Source organism: Variovorax durovernensis (assembly GCF_977011995.1).
In genome coordinates, this window is sequence record NZ_CDRNCW010000001.1 from 1,726,261 (window position 1) to 1,741,495 (window position 15,235).

Genomic DNA, 15,235 nt, shown 5'->3' on the forward strand with positions numbered 1-15,235 from the left:
CACAGAATCCAGGAGCCGCGATGCGCATCAGCACCTCATCCTTCTACGAGCAGAACGTCAGCGCCATGGGCCTGCAGCAGCAGAAGCTGTTCAGGGTCCAGCAGCAGCTGGCGACCAATTCCAAGTTCCTGTCCGCCGGCGACGATCCGGTCGGCGCGGCGCGCTCCCTGGGCGTCAGCCAGACGCTGTCGGAAAACGCGCAGTACGCCACCAGCCGCCAGCGCGCGAGCCTGGCGCTGTCGACCGAAGAAAACGCGCTGAACTCGGTGACGTCGATCCTGCAGAACATCAAGACGCTGACGGTGAACGCCGGCAACGGCACGCTGACCGATGCCGACCGCGCCTCGCTCGCCACCACCATCCAGAGCGCATACGACCAGCTGGTGGGCGTGGCCAACACCGACGACGGCAACGGCCAGTACCTGTTTGCCGGCTTCAAGAGCGGCAGCCCGCCGTTCGTGGCGGCCGCCGGCGGCGGCGTGCAGTACGTGGGCGACCAGGGCCAGCGGCTGATGCAGGTCGACGTGTCGCGCCAGATGTCCACGGGTGACGACGGCCGCAGCATCTTCCAGTCGGTGCAGGGCGGCGCGGGCTACGTGGCTTCGAGCTCGGCCGGCAACACCGGCAGCGGCGTGTTCGGCTCCATCAGCATCGCGGACGCCACGGCGACCAACTACGGCAAGGACTTCACCATCAGCTTCAACGGTGGCAACTACACCGTGATGACCAAGGACGTGCCACCCGTGGTGGCCGGTGCCGGCGCCTACACGCCCGACTCGCCCATCACCTTCGGCGGCGTGCAGATCAAGTTCACCGGCAAGCCGGCGGACGGCGACACCTTCGACGTGTCGACCGCGCAGAACGCCGGCACCGACGTGTTCGCGGCCATCGGCCAGCTGGTGACCGCGCTTCGCACACCGCTGGCCGGCGGCGGCGAGGCGGCCAAGGCGCAACTGCAGAACGCCCTGGCCACGGCCAACCGGAAGGTGACGAACGCGCACGACAACGTGCTGACGGTGCTGTCCTCGGTCGGCTCGCGGCAGACGGAACTCGATGCGCTGGACACCGGCGGCGCGGCGCGCAAGCTGCAGGAAGAGTCTTATCTTTCTTCCATCGAAGACCTGGACCCGTACAGCGCAATCGCCGAGTTCTACCAGCGCCAGTCTTCGCTGCAGGCAACGCAGATGACGTTTGCCAAGCTGAACAGCATTTCGCTATTCAACTACCTGTGACCGGCGGGGAGGCGGGCGGCCCTGGGGCCGTGCCCGCCTTCGGTAGGACAATCGGGTGAGTTCCATCCGACATCCCACGACCATGCCCCGCCTCGACGACCCCCTCCACGACGCCGAAATCGGCTCCCGCGACAGCACGCTGGACACCACCCGCATCGACGACGTGCGCATCGGCGCCGTTCGTCCGCTCATGACGCCCGCGCTGCTGCAGGAGCGCGTGCCGGTGCGCGACAACACCCTGGCGCTGGTCGAAGGCAGCCGCGCGGCGATCGCCGACGTGCTGCACGGCCGCGACGACCGGCTGGTGGTGGTGGTCGGCCCCTGCTCCATCCAGGACCACGACCAGGCCATCGAATACGCACAGCGCCTGAAGAAAGTCGCCGATTCGCTGCAGGACGACCTGCTGATCGTGATGCGCGCCTACTTCGAGAAGCCGCGCACCACCGTCGGCTGGAAGGGCTACATCAACGACCCGCACCTGGACGGCAGCTTCGCGATCAACGAAGGGCTGGAGCGCGCGCGGCGCCTGCTGCTCGAGCTGACCACCCTGGGCCTGCCGACCGGCACCGAATTCCTCGACCTGCTGAGCCCGCAGTTCATTGCCGACCTGATTGCCTGGGGTGCCATCGGCGCCCGCACCACCGAGAGCCAGAGCCACCGGCAGCTCGCGTCGGGCCTGAGCTGCCCGGTCGGCTTCAAGAACGGCACCGACGGCAGCGTCAAGGTCGCGGCCGACGCCATCCTCGCGGCCCGCGCGCCGCATGCCTTCATGGGCATGACCAAGATGGGCATGGCCGCCATCTTCGAGACGCGCGGCAACGACGACTGCCACGTCATCCTGCGCGGCGGCAAGGCGCCCAACTACTCGGCGGCGGACGTCGCGGCCAGCTGCGAAGCGCTGCTGGCGAACGGCCTGCGGCCCCAGGTCATGATCGACGTCTCGCACGGCAACAGCAGCAAGCAGCACCAGCGGCAGATCGTGGTCGCCGAAGACGTGGCCGCGCAGATCGCGGCCGGCGAGCGGCGCATCACCGGCATCATGATCGAGAGCCATCTCGAGGAAGGCCGGCAGGACCTGAAGCCGGGCGTGCCGCTCAAGCACGGTGTCTCGATCACCGATGCCTGCATCGGCTTTGCGCAGACGGTGCCGGTGCTCGAGGGGCTGGCGACGGCGGTCAAGGCGCGGCGGCGGTTGGCGAAGGTCTGACAAGAAACCTGCATTGGAGCGAGTCGACTTCTGGTCGACCGTAGTGGCCCAAAGGCTATGAGCAACAGTTTGGTGCCCTAGAGCGCGGCATGTCATAACGCGTGCACCCAAGCGTTGCCATCCTCAAAACTCAAACGGCGGCGTGACGCAGGCCCGGCTGCCGCAAGCCAAAGAAACAACAGTTATCCCGAGGGAGGGAGATTCATGCAAGACGCGGACGGCGAAGTCTTTTCAACCGGCTCGGATCTGCGCCTGGCGCACGTGGTGCTCTGGGTTGCCGCGGCATCCGCAGTTCTGGCGGTCATTGGTGCGGCGGCCAGCAGGGAGCGCGTATTCCTCGTTGGTTTCCTCATCGCCTGGATTGGTGGATCAATGGCTATCCGGGACGTCGCTCGAGCGCGGAACATCAATGGAGTGGTCACCCTGCTGAGTTTCTTCATGGCGTTCATGCCGCTGATTCAGCTTGCGCCGCTTATCTATTTCTTGAAGCTCGCGCGGACTGCCGTTGCGCAGACTGGCTCCGCAAGCAATGGCCGCGCGGCGAGGGAGGCGCATAAGCGTGCCCGCGAGCGCGCTGCCGCGCGTGAAACTTCCGCTTCGACGGCGCCTACCAGGGCAGAGCCAGCCAAGGCGTCCGCTGTCGGTGACAACAGGGCAAAGGGCTCGGCGCGAACCCTGCGCGCCATCGCCTGTATCAAGCAAGTCGTCGCAATGCCCGCCTCGTCGGACGGCAACCGCCTTCGTGTTCGGGTGAGCCATCCGGGCGTTGCAGAGTCTGAAGACGACCAGCCCGTGGTTCGCGCAACGCAGGGTTTGTTCGCCGTTTTCTATCTCGTCGACGAGGGTCGGCACTACGCTTACGTGAATTCCCGAGATCTGCAGGAAGCGAATCTTTCGGTTGATGCCCTGCACCAGGTCGGCCTGCAGAACCTTGCGGCGCTCGTGAACAGCGCGCCGGGTCTATCGCTGCGCAATCAGGGTGATTATTCGGGCCTGGTGATGGGCGGGCAGTTCGAGGCCAGCCTGTTGCTGCTGGACGAACTGTGGGACCAAACGCTGAAATCCCAGTACCACCAGGATGTGGTCGTTACCGTGCCGGCGCGCGACATTTGCGCATTCTGCGATGCGGGTTCGGCCACCGGCGTTGCACAACTCCGGCAGATTGCGGCGCGGGTGACGAGCGCCGGCGATCACCTGCTGAGCCCGCTCCTGCTGATCAGAAGAAGCGGCCGCTGGCAAGCGATGGAAGGCGCGTAGCGCAGCAGCCGAAGCTCAAGGCCGCAGCCCCTGCGTGAACCGCAGCATGTTCGCAATCCCCTGCGCGAACCGCGGCTCCAGGAACGCCGCCAGGTTCGGCATCAGCAGCTGCAGCATGAAGATGCCCGCCAGCAGGGTGAGCGGGAAGCCCACAGCGAAGATGCTGAACTGAGGCGACGCGCGGTTCAGGATGCCCATTGCCAGGTTCAGCGTGAGCAGCGCGGTGATGAGCGGCAGCGACAGCAGCAGCCCGCTGGTGAAGATCTCTCCTCCTGCCAGCACCAGGAACATCCATCCTCCCGCCACCATCGGCCCGTCCGAGATGGGCAGCGTGTTGAAGCTCTCGGCCAGCGCGTTCACGATCAGCAGGTGCCCGTCGAGCGCGAGGAAGATCAGCGTCGCCAGCATGTTCAGCAGTCGCGAGATCACCATGGTGCTGCCGCGGCTCATGGGGTCGTAGAAGGACGCGAACGACAGGCCCATCTGCAGGCCGATGTATTCGCCCGCCGCCAGTACGGCGGTGAACACCATCCGCATGGTGAAGCCCATGGCCACGCCGATGAGCACCTGCTGCACGATGATCCACAGGCCGCCGGCGGACACCACGGGCACCGCCGGAAACGGGCCGATGAGCGGCGAGATCACCAGTGTGAGCATGGCGGCGATGCCCACCTTGACCTGCCTCGGCACCCACGATTCCGCGAAGATCGGCGCGGTGCTCACCAGCGCGAGCATGCGCACGAAGGGCCACAGGAAGGCCACCACCCAGCCCTCGAGCTGGCCCGAAGTGACGGAAAAGATCGAAGGCGTCACGCCAGCATCTGCGGGATGCCGGCGAACAGCGCGCGCATGTAGTCGAGCATGCGGTCGAGCATCCAAGGCCCGGCGATGACCAGCGTCGCGAACACGGCGAGCAGCTTGGGAATGAAGGAAAGGGTGGCCTCGTTGATCTGCGTGGCCGCCTGAAAGATGCTGACGATGAGGCCGATGACGAGCGCCACCAGCAGCAGCGGCGCGCCCAGCAGCAGCGAGATTTCCATGGCCCGATGGCCCATGGTCATGACTGATTCGGGGGTCATGTGGCGGTCCTGCCTAGAGATAGAAGCTTTGCGCGAGCGCGCCGATCATCAGCTGCCAGCCGTCGGCCAGCACGAAGAGCATCAGCTTGAAGGGCAGCGCGATGGACGCGGGCGGCACCATCATCATGCCCATCGACATGAGCACGCTGGCCACCACCAGGTCGATGATGAGGAACGGTATGAAGATGGTGAAGCCGATCTGAAAGGCGGTCTTCAGCTCGCTGATGACGAAGGACGGCAGCAGTATGCGCAGCGGCACGTCTTCCGGTCCCTGCATCTCGGGCACCTTGGCGAGCCGGGCGAACAGGGCCAGGTCGGTCTCGCGGGTCTGCTTGAGCATGAAGGTCTTGAAGGGGGCGATGCCGCGCTCCAGCGCTTTTTCGGCGCTGATCTTGTTCTCGGCGAAGGGCTGGTAGGCCTCGGTGTAGGCCTTGTCGAATACCGGCGACATCACGAAGAAGGTAAGGAACAGCGACAACCCCACCAGGATCTGGTTGGGCGGCGATGTCTGCGTGCCGATGGCGGTGCGCAGCAGGCCGAGCACGATCAGGATGCGCGTGAAGCTGGTCATCGACAGCAGCAGCGCGGGCAGGAAGGTGAGCGAGGTCAGCAGCACCAGCGTCTGCACGCTCAGCGACCAGGTCTGGCTGCCGGCGGGGCCGGGGGTGCTGGTGAGGCCGGGCAGGCCCTGGGTCCAGGCGGCCAGGGGCAGCGTGGCGGCGAGCAGCAACAACGCGGCACGCAGGCCGCGGCGCAAAGCGGGAGGCGTCATGGAGCGGAGTGCGCCTTGCCCGAGAGGGATTCGCGCAGCTTGCGGGCAAAGAGTTCGACGGGGCCGTGGGCGCCGGCGGGCGACGCGGCGGCATGGCTGTCCGATGGGGCGGTCTGGGCCGGCAGGGTGTGCAGCGTGTTCACCTGGTTCGCGGTGACGCCGAGCACCACCCAGGTGTCTGCAACCTCGATCACGACCACGCGTTCGCGCTGGCCGACCATGGCGCTGGACACCACCTTCACATGCTGGCCGCCGCCCAGGCGCTGCAGCCCGAAGCGGCGCGCGAGCCAGGCGCACAGGAAGATCAGCCCGACCACCACCGCCATGCCGAAGCCGGCCTGCAGCAGGCTGCCGGCACCGACGGCCGACGGCGCGGCCGAAGCGGCTTCGTGCGTGGGCGAAGGCACGGTGGGCAGCGCGGCCCGCGCGGCCTGTGCGCAGAGCAGGAATGGCAGCAGCAGGGCCGGCGCCGCCGAACCCCATGCAGGCAGGTGCCGGCGCAGGTTCATGAGCGGGCGAGCTTCTGCATGCGCTCGGAGGGGGTGACGATGTCGGTCAGGCGGATGCCGTACTTCTCGTTCACCACCACCACTTCGCCTTGCGCGATGAGGTAGCCGTTGATCAGCACGTCCAGCGGCTGGCCGGCCAGGCCGTCGAGCTCGACCACCGAGCCCTGCGACAGCTGCAGCAGGTTCTTGATGGTGATGCGGGTGCGGCCGATCTCTGCGGTCAGCTGCACCGGCACGTCGAGCACGCGCGCGATGTCCACGGGGCCGGCGCCCGGGTTCGCGGCGGCGGGCGTGTCCTGGATCTGCTGGAAGACCTGCGCGGTGGCGGGGGCCACGGCCGCGGCTGCTGCCTCGGGCACCGGTGCGGGCGCGGTGGCGGCCGTTTGCTCGGCCAGGGCGGCGGCCCAGTCGTCCGCGTCGCTGCTGGCGGAAGAGTTGTTGTCAGTCATGGTCGTTCTTCAAATCGCTGTCTTGGTGGGAGATCATTTGTTGCACGCGCAGTGCGTAGCGCTCGTTGGAGGTGCCGTAGCCGCACTCCATCACCGGCACGCCGCCGACCTTGGCGACGACGGTCTCGGGCAGCTCGATGGGAATCACGTCGCCGACCCGCAGCTTCATGACTTCGCCCAGCGTCGAGGGCATGGTCACGAAGTCGGCCACCAGCTCGACGTCTGCGGCCTGCATCTGGCGCGACATCTGCTTGACCCAGCGCTTGTCGATCTCGACCTCGTCCTGGATCGGGTTGGACAGCAGGTCGCGGATCGGCTCGATCATCGAGTAGGGCAGGCACACGTGCAGGAAGCCACCGATGGGGCCGAACTCGATCTGCAGCGTGGTGTTGATCACCACCTCGTTGGGCGCCACGATGTTGGCGAGCTTGCCGTGCATCTCGGCGCGCACGTAGTCGAAGTCCAGCGGGAACACGGGTTGCCACGCCTCGCCGTAGCACTGCAGCGAAATGTCGAGCAGGCGCTTGATGATGCGCTGCTCGGTGCGCGTGAAGTCGCGGCCTTCCACGCGCACGTGGTAGCGGCCGTCGCTGCCGAAGAGGTTGTCCACCACAAGGAACACCAGCTTCGGGTCGAACACGAAGAGGGCCGTGCCGCGCAGCGGCTTCATGTGGATCATGTTGATGTTCGCGGGCACCGGAAGGTGCCGCACGAACTCGCCGAACTGCTGGATCTGGACCTGCCCCACCGAGATGTCGGGGCTGCGGCGCATGAAGTTCAGCAGCGCACCGCGCAGGCCGCGCGCGAAGCGGTCGTTGATGACCTCCAGCGTGTGCATGCGGTTGCGCACCACGCGGTCGGGCGCGCCGAGGTCGTAGGCCGGCAGGCCGTCCTTGGGCGGGGGCGGCGGGGCCGACGACTGGTCGATGTCTCCGCCGGTGACGCCTTGCAGGAGGGCATCGACCTCGTCCTGGGAAAGCACCTGTTCATACGCCATGGGTCGCTTGTCTGGAGGAAAGGGTGGTCGTCACTGCACGACGAACGTGTTGAACGAGACGCTGGCAATGCCCAGTTCGGGCGCGCCGGCGCTCAGCGGTGTGCTCAGCGCCTTGCGGATCTCCTCGGCCAGCCTGGCCTTGTCTTCCGGCGAGACGACGGAGTCGGGCGCGCGGTTCGACAGCAGCATCAGCAGCCGGCTTCGCACCTCGGGCATGAACTCGACGAGCTGGGCCTTGGTCTGCTCGTCGCGCACACGCAGCGCCATGCCGATCTGCAGGAAGCGGCCGCGGCCCTCGGACTGCAGGTTGACGGTCAGCGGATCGAGCGTCAGGAAGATCGGCTTCTCGGGCACCGGCGCCTTGGCGGTTTCGGCGGTGGCGGGCGTGCCCATGAAGCGGGGAACGAACACGTAGGCGGCGGCGCCCACGGCGATGAGGCCGACGGCGAGCAGCAGCCCGATCATCAGCTTCGAGGAGCGGCGTGGGCCCGGTTCGGCGGGAATGGCGTTGGCGGCGGAAGAGGAGGTAGCCATGGTGAAGCGTTTAACTTGTCCGATCTATTCTTTGCGAAGTCCCTCCTGGATGAACGGCCGAACAAGCGCGAAAAGACGCTTCACATCCGTTCATTGCGCAGCACCGTTGAGGGCGCCGCCGCGGGCGGGGGCAGGTATGGGTTGTCGCCTCAGGCGAAGGTGTCGACTCCCGAGCGCGCGGTGTTGCTGGCAAGGCTGGCGCGTGCGGGCGCCACGGGCTCGGCCACCACGCTGTTGCCTGCACGGCCGGCGCCGGGGTAGGCCGGCGCGCCTTGCTGGCGGGCGGATTGCTGCTGCTGTTGCTGGTTCTGCTGCGCGAAGGCCGCGTCCTGGCCGAAGGGTTGGCGGGTTTCCGCGCCGACGGAGGTCTGGCCCAGCGTGATGCCCTGTTCGGAGAGCGAATTGCGCAGCTGCGGCAGCGCGGCCTCGACGGCCTTGCGCACGCTTTCATGGGCCGACACGAACATGGCCTGCGCCTGGTTGTCGCCGATCGACAGCGTGACCTTCAGCGGACCGAGCCCGGCGGGGTTGAGGTTGAGTTCGGCCGTGTGATGGCCGGTGGTGCTCATGCGCGCCAGTTGCTGGCCGAGGGCCGGTGCCCACTTCTCGCTGCCGACTTCGGGGGCGATGGTGTGCGCGCCTGGGCGCGTGGCCTGGCTGGCATCGGCGCTGCGTTCGGCCGAGGCCGTCACCGTGGCGGGTTGCTGCACGGCGATGGGCGTTGTGGTGGACGCAGCGTCGTCGCCGCCGGTGGCAGCGGCCGTCGCAGCCACGGGCAGCGCGGCGGCCTTGGTGTCTTCGGTGGAAGCCTTCGATTGCGCAGCGCCGGCCAGCTGCTCGGCCGTGGTGGCGCTCGCGGTGGTGCGCGCGGAGGCGCGGCCCGAAGCCGCTGTGCCGGTCGGGGCGCCTGCAGCCGTGGCGGGCTTGGTGGCGCCCACGGCGATCGTCTGCGCCGCGACGGCCGCGCTGGCGATGTCGTGCAGCGGCGTGGCCGGTGCGGCGTCGGCAGCCGGTTGGCTGGCTGGCGTGCCGGGCTTGGCGGCGGCGTCCCTGGCCGCGGCCTGGAGATCGGCGGTCTTCGCGGCGTCGGGCGCGGCCTTGGCGTCGGCGCCCAGTGCGGCGCCGTCGGGCAGCGGCTTGGCCAGCGGGTCCTGCACGGCGGTTTCCAGCGCAGCATCGGTAGCGCCCGCGACGGTGGCCGTGGCGGAGGCATCGGCGCCGCGCGCGGCCTGCGCGCTGGCACGTCCCGCCAGCGTCAGCGCGTGCAGCGGCGTGTGCGCCGGCGCCAGGAACGCGAGATTCGGGTCGGCCGGCAGCGGGGCGTCCCTGGTGTCGTCGTCGATGCCGGGCCTGCGCGCGGCCTTGCGGTCGGCGGAGGCGATGTCGGTGGCCGGCGCGGCGCCGTTCTGCGGCGTGGCGGCGGCATTGCGGTTGCCGGCCCGCGAGCGGTCGAGCGCGGCGCCGAAGCTGGCGCCTTGCGTGTCGTCCGCGCCACGGCCTCGCTGGCCTGCCTGGGCGGCCGAAGAAGGCGCCGAAGACCCGTTGGCGACGACGGAGGGCGTGATCATGGGTGGCATGTCGGTTCCTGGAAATTCAAAGGGTCGGGTGCGATGCGCGGTCGAAGAACTTGCGCGCCGCGCGTTCGTCGCTGTCGCGCTGCTCGCGCTTGGCCTCGGCCATCAGCTCCTGCATGCGCACGCGCTCGGCCAGGGTGTCGAACGAACTCAGGCGGCGCTTCTGGTGCTGCCAGTCGGTGCGGCCGTTGTCGAGCCGGGTCTCGGTCTGCGCGGCGATGGCGCGCTGCTGCTCGATGGCGCCGTCCAGCGTGCCGAGGAAGTTGCGGTAGTTGCGCCACTGCGAAGAGGGCAGGCCGCCGCGCATCAGCGCGTCGAGCTGGTCGTGGTAGTCCTGCCGGTACTGCAGCAGCAGTTCCAGCTTCTGGCTGGCGTTGAGGTGTGCGCTCTGCAGGGCGCCCAGGCGCCGCGCAGCATCGTCAGTCTGCGTGTGCGCCAGGTCGATCAGCATGCCGAGGGGGAGCTTGCGTGTCATGTCTGGAACTTCTTGGTGTTGGATGTCCTGGGATCGAAGCCTTGCGTGGACGCGGGCTCGGGCGCGAAGAGGTGCTCGAGCTGCGCGATCGCGTCTTCATAGCCCGTGCGTTCGTCCATCGACTGCTGCAGGAAGGCCTCGATGCGTGGGTACATCGCGATCGCCTTGTCCAGCTGCAGGTCGTGGCCGGGCGCGTAGGCGCCCACGCTGATCAGGTCGCGGTTGCGCTGGTAGCGCGACAGCATCTGCTTGAAGCGGCGCACCGTGTCGAACTGCGAGGACGGGATCAGCGCAGTCATGGCGCGGCTGATGGAGGCCTCGATGTCGATGGCCGGGTAGTGCCCGGCCTCGGCCAGCGTGCGCGAGAGCACCACGTGCCCGTCCAGTATGGCGCGCGCCGAGTCGGCAATCGGGTCCTGCTGGTCGTCGCCTTCGGACAGCACCGTATAGAAGGCGGTGATGGAGCCCCCGCGGCCCTGTGCGTCGCGCGAGCCGTTGCCGGCGCGCTCCACCAGCGCGGGCAGCCGTGCGAACACCGAAGGCGGATAGCCCTTGGTGGCAGGCGGCTCGCCCACGGCCAGCGCGATCTCGCGCTGCGCCATCGCATAGCGGGTGAGCGAGTCCATGATGAGCAGCACGTCCTTGCCGCGGTCGCGGAAGTACTCGGCCAGGCAGGTGGCGTAGGCCGCGCCCTGCAGGCGCAGCAGCGGCGAGTTGTCGGCCGGCGCCGCAACCACCACGGCGCGCGCCAGGCCTTCCTCGCCCAGCGTGTTCTCGATGAAGTCCTTCACCTCGCGCCCGCGCTCGCCGATCAGGCCGACCACGATGACTTCGGCGCTGGTGTAGCGCGCCATCATGCCCAGCAGCACACTCTTGCCCACGCCGGAGCCGGCGAACAGGCCCATGCGCTGGCCGCGGCCGACGGTGAGCATGGCGTTGATGGCGCGCACGCCGACGTCGAGCACCGAATCGATCGGTGCGCGCGACAGCGGGTTGATGGGTGGCGAACTCAGCGGCACCTTGCGCGCCACGTCGAGCGGGCCGAGCCCGTCGAGCGGGCGGCCGGCCGCGTCGACCACGCGCCCGAGCATGCCTTCGCCCACCGGCAGGCGCTTGGTGTGGGCGTCGCCGCTGGTGCCGGGCTCCGTTGCGCCGGGCCGCGCGAACACGCGCGCGCCGGGCAGCAGGCCCGCCACTTCGGTCTGTGACATCAGGAACAGGCGGTCGCCCGCGAAGCCCACGACTTCGGCCTCGGCATAGCGCTGCGCATTGCCGGGCGGCAGCTCGATCAGGCAATCGCTGCCCACGGGCAGCTGCAGGCCGACCGCTTCGAGCACCAGCCCGACGGCGCGCGTGAGGCGGCCGGAGGCGGTGGTGGTTTCGCAGCGCGCGACATTGCCGCGCGCCTTTTCCAGCGCAGCGCGCACTGTCTGCAGATGAGGGTTGGCGGGGGTGGCAGTCTGCATGGCGCTCAGAAGGCCTCTGCCTCGCCGTCGTCGCCCGTGCCCCGCACGGCTGCGGCCACGCGCTTCCAGCGGGTCTGCAGCGTGCCGTCGAGTTCGCCGTTGGCGGACTGCACGCGGCAGCCGCCGCGTTCGATGTGGTCGTCGGCGCGCATCTGCCAGCCGGCAGCCTCGATCTCCTCGCCCAGGCTGTTTCTCACCAGCGCGACGTCGTCGGGGTGCAGCAGCAGGCGCGGTTCGCCACGCAGCGCAGGCTCGGTGTTGAGCAGGTCGCGCACCACCGGCAGCACCCATTCGGGCTCGGTCTTCAGCGTGCGGTGCACCACCTGGCGCGCCACGTCGAGCGCAAGCGCCAGCACGGTCTCGGCCAGTTCGCTTTCGGCGCGGTGCAGGGCATCGGGCAGCGACTGCGCCAGCGCGCGCAGGCGTTCCGCATGCACGCTGGCGGCGGCGAGGCCGGTCGCCAGGCCTTCGGTGTGGCCGACCTTGCGGCCTTCGGCCAGCCCCGCGGCGCGGCCCTCGGCCTCGCCGGCGGCGCGTGCGTCCTTGCGGATGCGGGCCAGCTCGGCCAGGTCGATCTTGGGGGCGGGCGGCGGCGCGGGTGGCGGCAGGGCGCTGCCGTTGGCATTGCCGTGTCCGTTGCGCTCGGTGGCCTTGCGCCTGTCGGGCGTCTTGCCGCCGTCGAGCGTGCCCATTTCCCATCGTTCCCAGGCCGAGAGCGCGGGCACGCCGGCGGCGGCCGCGTGGCGCGCGGCGGCCTGGATGGCGGCGAGGCGTTCGCGCGATTCGCCGAACGCGCGGGTGGTGTCAGACGAAGTCATCGGTGCCAGGCGCCGCAATCACGATTTCGCCGGCCTCCGCCAGACGGCGGGCGACCTGCAGGATGGCCTTCTGTTCGGTCTCGACCTGCGAGACGCGCACGGGGCCGCGCAATTCCATGTCCTCGCGCAGCGTCTCGGCTGCGCGTTGCGACATGTTGTTGAGGAACTTGTCGCGCAGCTCCATCGGCGCGCCCTTGAGCGCGATGATGAGCGAGTCGGACTCGATGTCCTTGAGCAGGCGCTGGATGCTGCGGTCTTCCAGGCCCAGGAGGTTCTCGAACACGAACATCTCGTCGACGATGCGCTGTGCCAGTGCCTCGTCCTTTTCGCGTACGTGGGCGATGGCTTCTTCTTCGACCGCGGTGCTCATCAGGTTGACGATCTCGGCCGCCGCGCGCACGCCGCCCAGGCGGCTGCGTCGCACGCCCTGGCCCGCGAGCATTTCTGTCAGCACGTCGGTCAGTTCCTTCAGCGCGGAGGGCTGCACGCCGCCGAGCGTGGCCACGCGCATGATCACGTCGTGGCGCAGGCGCGTGGGCAGCTTCTCCAGCACTTCGGAAGCCTTCATGCGGTCCAGGTGCACCACCAGCGTCGCGAGGATCTGCGGATGCTCGTCGCGGATGAGCTCGGCCACCTCGCCGGCCTCGAGTTCGTTGAGCCGCTCGATGCCGCCGCGCGGCTCGTCGGGCTGCAGGATGTCTTCCAGCAGGTTGCTGGCGCGGTCGTCGCCCAGTGCCTTCTTCAGCACGGCGCGGATGTAGCTGGTCGAGCCCAGGTGCAGGGCCGACAGCTGCTCGGTCTCCTCGCGGAACTCGGCCAGCACCGACGCCAGCTCCTCCTTGGAGACGGAGGTCAGCTTGGACATCGCCAGGCCCAGTGCCTGCACCTCGGAGGTGGGCATCTGGTGCAGTGCGGCGGCCGCGCGGTCTTCGCCCAGCGCCATCAGCAAGATGGCGCTCTTGCGGGTTCCCAGTTCGCTACTCATCGGTGTTCATCCAGTGCTGGATCAGGGCGGCCACCAGCTTCGGATCCTTGTCGGCGAGCTGGTGGGCATAGTCCATGTCGGCCTTCTTGCGGCTGGCCTCGCGTTCACGCAGGCTTTCCTCGGCCGACGGCTTGTTGGGGTCGGGCTCGGCTGCCGGCTCGGCGGCGGCCACGGGGGCCGGTACCGGCGCGGCGGGCGCATGGCGGCGCGTCAGCGGCCGCAGCACGGCCAGCCAGGCGAACAGCGCGAGCAGCGCATACAGCAGGTACTGGCCCACCGTCTTGCCGATCTCGATGTTCTCGCGGTCGCGCCAGAACGGCACTTCGGGTGCGGGACCGCTGTCGGGGTCGCGGGCAAAGGCGCTGTTGACCACGTTGAGCGAGTCGCCGCGGTCCTGGCTGAAGCCCATGGCTTCCTTGGCCAGGTTGCGGATCTGCTCCAGCTCGGCGGGCGTGAGAGCGCGGCTGCTGGTCTTGCCGGCGGCATCGACCGCGTCGCGGTTGTTCACGACCACCGCGACCGACAGCCGCTTCACGCCGCCGGCGGCCTGCTGCACGTGACGGATGGTGCGGTCGAGTTCGTAGTTGGTGGTGGTGTCCTTGCGGGTGCTGCTCGGGCCCGTGGCCGCGCCCGCGGTGGAGGCGGCGGTCGCACCTTGTGCGCCGGGGGTTCCGGGCGCGCCAGGCGTTCCGGGCGGCGGCGTGCCGGGGGCGTTGGGCGCGCGCGGGCCGACGATGGGGGCCGTCGGGTTCACCGGCGGCTGGTTGGTCAGGGCGCCGGGCACGCCGCCGGGCAGGGCGCCGTTGTGCTGCGCCGACTCGCTCGACTGCTGGCTGCGCACGGCTGCCTGCGACGGGTCCTGGTTGGGCTTGTATTTCTCGTCGGTGTGCTCGACCACCGAGAAGTCGATGTCGGCCGCCACCTGGGCGCGCACGTTGTTCGCACCCACGATGGGTTGCAGGATGGCCTCGATGCGGCGGATGTAGTTCTGCTCGATCTCCTGCGCGTACTTGAGCTGGCTCACGTCCAGCCCGCGCTCGGTGCCGCGCGCGGAAGACAGCAGGTTGCCGCGCTGGTCGACCACGGTCACGCTCTTGGCGTCCAGGTCGGGCACGCTGCTGGAGACCATGTGCACGATGGCGCTGACCTGGCCTTCGTCGATGCTGCGCCCGCGCATCAGGTTCAGCACCACGGAGGCCGAAGGCTTCTTCTGGTCGCGCACGAACAGCGAGGGCTTGGGCAGCGCCAGGTGAACCCGGGCCGATTCGATGCTGCCGATGGATTCGATGGAGCGCGCCAGCTCGCCTTCCAGGCCGCGCTGGTAGTTGATCTGCTCGGCGAACTGGCTGGTGCCGAACTTCTGGTTGTCCATCAGTTCGAAGCCGACGCCGCCGGCCTTGGGCAGGCCCTGGGCCGCGAGCTTGAGACGCGTTTCCGCGACCTTGTCCCCGGCGATCAGGATCGCGCCGCCGCCTTCGGCGAACTTGTAGGGAACGTTCATCTGCTGCAGCGACGCGATGATCGCGCCGCCGTCGCGGTCCGACACATTGGTATAGAGCACCTTGTAGTCGGGCGCGCGGCTCCACAGCACGAACGCGGCGGCCGCGGCCACCAGGGCCGCGCCGCCGACGATCAGCGGCAGCTTCGGCTGCGCGCGAAGGCGTTCCAGGATCGGTGGCAGGCCGTTGCCGGCCGCCGGCAGCTCGCCGGCGGGTGCCGCCGTGCTCATGAGAGTACCTTCGTGCTGCGCACTGCGGTGCGAGCTTGCTTGGGGCGGCCCGGCGCTGCGCTCATGCGGGCACCTTGGTCATGGCCGGGCGGCCGCTGAGGTCGAAAGCCATGTCGAGAGAAGAAATTCGGTGTTGAGATGTCATTCCGGAT

Annotated in this window: 16 protein-coding genes; 3 read left to right on the top strand and 13 right to left on the bottom strand. The window is 68.8% G+C overall.

Features of this window, described 5'->3' with window-relative positions; translation table 11 throughout:
* Positions 1 to 20: 20 nt before the first annotated feature.
* The 3 genes from flgL to ACWV14_RS08200 all read left to right on the top strand — a co-directional run bounded on the left by flgL (position 21) and on the right by ACWV14_RS08200 (position 3,696).
* Positions 21 to 1,232: a flagellar hook-associated protein FlgL gene (gene flgL, locus ACWV14_RS08190; protein ID WP_454907393.1), complete on the top strand. Its 1,212-nt coding sequence runs from the start codon at positions 21 to 23 to the stop codon at positions 1,230 to 1,232.
* An 82-nt stretch (positions 1,233 to 1,314) separates the two neighbouring features.
* A complete protein-coding gene (locus tag ACWV14_RS08195; protein ID WP_454907392.1) occupies positions 1,315 to 2,439 on the top strand; it encodes a 3-deoxy-7-phosphoheptulonate synthase in 1,125 nt (374 codons plus the stop codon).
* A gap of 204 nt (positions 2,440 to 2,643) precedes the next feature.
* Positions 2,644 to 3,696, top strand: a complete 1,053-nt coding sequence (locus ACWV14_RS08200; protein WP_454907391.1) for a DUF1444 family protein — start codon at positions 2,644 to 2,646, stop codon at positions 3,694 to 3,696.
* A gap of 15 nt (positions 3,697 to 3,711) precedes the next feature.
* Here ACWV14_RS08200 and fliR read toward each other — a convergent pair whose 3' ends face one another.
* The 13 genes from fliR to fliF form a co-directional block, all read right to left on the bottom strand.
* The gene (gene fliR / locus ACWV14_RS08205) at positions 3,712 to 4,497 is read right to left on the bottom strand and encodes a flagellar biosynthetic protein FliR (RefSeq protein WP_454907844.1); all 786 of its coding nucleotides are present in this window, start codon (positions 4,495 to 4,497) and stop codon (positions 3,712 to 3,714) included.
* 8 nt (positions 4,498 to 4,505) lie between these two features.
* On the bottom strand, positions 4,506 to 4,775 hold the full coding sequence (gene fliQ / locus ACWV14_RS08210) for a flagellar biosynthesis protein FliQ (protein ID WP_081265887.1): 270 nt from the start codon (positions 4,773 to 4,775) through the stop codon (positions 4,506 to 4,508).
* Positions 4,776 to 4,788: 13 nt separating this feature from the next.
* Positions 4,789 to 5,547: a flagellar type III secretion system pore protein FliP gene (gene fliP / locus ACWV14_RS08215; RefSeq protein ID WP_454907390.1), complete on the bottom strand. Its 759-nt coding sequence runs from the start codon at positions 5,545 to 5,547 to the stop codon at positions 4,789 to 4,791.
* Positions 5,544 to 6,056: a flagellar biosynthetic protein FliO gene (gene fliO / locus ACWV14_RS08220; protein ID WP_454907389.1), complete on the bottom strand. Its 513-nt coding sequence runs from the start codon at positions 6,054 to 6,056 to the stop codon at positions 5,544 to 5,546. Before fliO ends, fliP begins: the two co-directional genes overlap by 4 nt.
* Positions 6,053 to 6,505, bottom strand: coding sequence for a flagellar motor switch protein FliN (gene fliN, locus ACWV14_RS08225; RefSeq protein ID WP_422085471.1), 453 nt, complete (start codon positions 6,503 to 6,505; stop codon positions 6,053 to 6,055). The genes fliO and fliN overlap by 4 nt, the downstream gene beginning before the upstream one ends.
* Entirely contained in the window at positions 6,498 to 7,502 is a 1,005-nt protein-coding gene (gene fliM, locus ACWV14_RS08230) for a flagellar motor switch protein FliM (RefSeq protein WP_454907388.1), read from the bottom strand. Before fliM ends, fliN begins: the two co-directional genes overlap by 8 nt.
* A gap of 30 nt (positions 7,503 to 7,532) precedes the next feature.
* The gene (gene fliL / locus ACWV14_RS08235) at positions 7,533 to 8,036 is read right to left on the bottom strand and encodes a flagellar basal body-associated protein FliL (protein WP_454907387.1); all 504 of its coding nucleotides are present in this window, start codon (positions 8,034 to 8,036) and stop codon (positions 7,533 to 7,535) included.
* Between the two features lie 149 nt (positions 8,037 to 8,185).
* Positions 8,186 to 9,613, bottom strand: a complete 1,428-nt coding sequence (locus ACWV14_RS08240) for a flagellar hook-length control protein FliK (protein ID WP_454907386.1) — start codon at positions 9,611 to 9,613, stop codon at positions 8,186 to 8,188.
* Positions 9,614 to 9,629: 16 nt separating this feature from the next.
* Positions 9,630 to 10,085, bottom strand: coding sequence for a flagellar export protein FliJ (fliJ, locus tag ACWV14_RS08245; protein ID WP_106937127.1), 456 nt, complete (start codon positions 10,083 to 10,085; stop codon positions 9,630 to 9,632).
* Positions 10,082 to 11,551 carry a flagellar protein export ATPase FliI gene (fliI, locus tag ACWV14_RS08250; protein WP_454907385.1) on the bottom strand — a complete coding sequence of 490 codons (1,470 nt, stop codon included), beginning with the start codon at positions 11,549 to 11,551 and terminating at the stop codon, positions 10,082 to 10,084. Before fliI ends, fliJ begins: the two co-directional genes overlap by 4 nt.
* Positions 11,552 to 11,556: 5 nt before the next feature.
* Positions 11,557 to 12,369, bottom strand: coding sequence for a flagellar assembly protein FliH (gene fliH, locus ACWV14_RS08255; RefSeq protein ID WP_454907384.1), 813 nt, complete (start codon positions 12,367 to 12,369; stop codon positions 11,557 to 11,559).
* On the bottom strand, positions 12,356 to 13,354 hold the full coding sequence (fliG, locus tag ACWV14_RS08260; RefSeq protein WP_422085476.1) for a flagellar motor switch protein FliG: 999 nt from the start codon (positions 13,352 to 13,354) through the stop codon (positions 12,356 to 12,358). The genes fliH and fliG overlap by 14 nt, the downstream gene beginning before the upstream one ends.
* Positions 13,347 to 15,083, bottom strand: a complete 1,737-nt coding sequence (gene fliF, locus ACWV14_RS08265; RefSeq protein ID WP_454907383.1) for a flagellar basal-body MS-ring/collar protein FliF — start codon at positions 15,081 to 15,083, stop codon at positions 13,347 to 13,349. Before fliF ends, fliG begins: the two co-directional genes overlap by 8 nt.
* Positions 15,084 to 15,235 lie beyond the last annotated feature (152 nt).

Excerpts from the sequence above, each read along its gene's own strand:
- fliN (WP_422085471.1), bottom strand. The coding sequence starts at position 6,505 with ATGACTGACAACAACTCTTCCGCCAGCAGCGACGCGGACGACTGGGCC.
- fliO (WP_454907389.1), bottom strand. The coding sequence starts at position 6,056 with ATGAACCTGCGCCGGCACCTGCCTGCATGGGGTTCGGCGGCGCCGGCC.
- ACWV14_RS08200 (WP_454907391.1), top strand. The coding sequence starts at position 2,644 with ATGCAAGACGCGGACGGCGAAGTCTTTTCAACCGGCTCGGATCTGCGC.
- fliI (WP_454907385.1), bottom strand. The coding sequence starts at position 11,551 with ATGCAGACTGCCACCCCCGCCAACCCTCATCTGCAGACAGTGCGCGCT.
- ACWV14_RS08240 (WP_454907386.1), bottom strand. The coding sequence starts at position 9,613 with ATGCCACCCATGATCACGCCCTCCGTCGTCGCCAACGGGTCTTCGGCG.
- fliP (WP_454907390.1), bottom strand. The coding sequence starts at position 5,547 with ATGACGCCTCCCGCTTTGCGCCGCGGCCTGCGTGCCGCGTTGTTGCTG.
- fliJ (WP_106937127.1), bottom strand. The coding sequence starts at position 10,085 with ATGACACGCAAGCTCCCCCTCGGCATGCTGATCGACCTGGCGCACACG.
- ACWV14_RS08195 (WP_454907392.1), top strand. The coding sequence starts at position 1,315 with ATGCCCCGCCTCGACGACCCCCTCCACGACGCCGAAATCGGCTCCCGC.
- fliL (WP_454907387.1), bottom strand. The coding sequence starts at position 8,036 with ATGGCTACCTCCTCTTCCGCCGCCAACGCCATTCCCGCCGAACCGGGC.
- fliF (WP_454907383.1), bottom strand. The coding sequence starts at position 15,083 with ATGAGCACGGCGGCACCCGCCGGCGAGCTGCCGGCGGCCGGCAACGGC.
- flgL (WP_454907393.1), top strand. The coding sequence starts at position 21 with ATGCGCATCAGCACCTCATCCTTCTACGAGCAGAACGTCAGCGCCATG.
- fliQ (WP_081265887.1), bottom strand. The coding sequence starts at position 4,775 with ATGACCCCCGAATCAGTCATGACCATGGGCCATCGGGCCATGGAAATC.
- fliM (WP_454907388.1), bottom strand. The coding sequence starts at position 7,502 with ATGGCGTATGAACAGGTGCTTTCCCAGGACGAGGTCGATGCCCTCCTG.
- fliG (WP_422085476.1), bottom strand. The coding sequence starts at position 13,354 with ATGAGTAGCGAACTGGGAACCCGCAAGAGCGCCATCTTGCTGATGGCG.
- fliH (WP_454907384.1), bottom strand. The coding sequence starts at position 12,369 with ATGACTTCGTCTGACACCACCCGCGCGTTCGGCGAATCGCGCGAACGC.